The sequence below is a fragment of the Bacillus cereus group sp. BfR-BA-01408 genome (assembly GCF_022663305.1).
Taxonomy (GTDB): domain Bacteria; phylum Bacillota; class Bacilli; order Bacillales; family Bacillaceae_G; genus Bacillus_A; species Bacillus_A pacificus.
Genome location: NZ_JAKUFF010000162.1, coordinates 1 through 1426, shown reverse-complemented (window position 1 = coordinate 1426; position 1426 = coordinate 1). Strand labels below are relative to the sequence as shown.

The following is a 1426-nucleotide window of genomic DNA, read 5'->3' as shown; positions in this document are numbered from 1 at the left end:
TTCTGTATCTACGGATTCGTTCACATTAACAGAAGAAGAACAGCATTTACTTACTAAAGAAAAAGCAACACTTCAAATCTTTAATAGCGTTGGCGAAGAAGTATTCTCCTATCCAAACGGAAAGAAAAAAACATTTTCTGTTATACAAGCCGCTCTTAGTGAAAAAGAACCGTGGAATCATAAAGAAAACACGTCTAGCTTTTATGACACAAATAGCAATCATCTCCTTGTTGTAACTGCCAAAAATGAGCACTACTACCCAGATGATGAAATAGAAGATGTATTTACTAAAAAGTTTCTAATTGGATGCGGATTAATCCTTCTTATCGTATTTGTTTATTTAGTTATTCTTTCTATTTGGTACGGTAATAAATTTGGAAAACCGTTATTACATGCGATGCGCTGGCTTAAAAACATAGCTGGCGGAAAGTACGAAGAACCTGTTAGTAAAAAAGGGAAACCTATCAGATTCAGGCGATCTGGTAAAGAAAAATGGTCATTCCGCTTGTTTCGAGATGTTACAAGTTCACTAGAGCACCTTTCTATTACACTCCAAAAAAATGATGCGATGAGGCAAGTACTGCAGCAAACACGTGAGGAATGGATTACCGGTCTCACGCATGACTTAAAAACACCACTTAGCTCTATATATGGTTACGCATTATTACTAGAATCAAAGCAGTACAACTGGACCGATCGTGACATTCAACAATTCGGTAGTGTTATGAAAGAGAAATCTCAATATATGACGACATTAATTGATGATTTAAGCTTAACGTATCAATTAAAAAATAACAGTCTTCCTGCGCAACACGTAAATATTGAAATGAATCAATTCGTTCAAAAAGTATTATTACAATTCATTAATAATCCGACACTTCAAAATCAAAATATTGAATTCGTACCAAGCTCAAACAAAATTCAATATTTCATTGAAGAAAAATGGTTCCAGCGTATTATCGAAAACTTACTCGTAAACGCGGTAAAACATAATAACGAAACGACAAACGTCATCGTAAAACTTTCGCAAAACGCTACTTCATTTACACTATCTATTTCCGATAACGGAAAAGGAATGGATGATAAAACGAAAGAGCTTCTATTTGAGCGATATTACAGAGGAACAAATACAGAAGAAAGCAACATCGGAACGGGACTTGGCCTCGCTATTACAAAGCAGCTCGTTCATGCTCATAACGGAACGATTTCTATCGATAGCGAACTTGGAAAAGGAACAACGATTATACTTGTGTTTCCGTTTCGTTCATAGAAAAGGCGCTATGTGGCGTCTTTTCTTTTTTCCATTCTGGGAGAGTTCAGCGGTAAATGAAATGATGTAGACCATCTTTCTGAGTTATTTTAACGGTATATGAAATGATGTAGACCATCTTTCTGAGTTGTTTCAGCGGTATATGAAATTATATCG

The 1426-nt window shown here is 35.6% G+C and carries 1 protein-coding gene; it reads left to right on the top strand.

Annotated features, from left to right (window positions below; translation table 11 throughout):
• On the top strand, positions 1–1270 hold a 1270-nt coding region (locus MR083_RS26470; RefSeq protein WP_242270087.1), incomplete at its 5' end, for a sensor histidine kinase.
• Positions 1271–1426 lie beyond the last annotated feature (156 nt).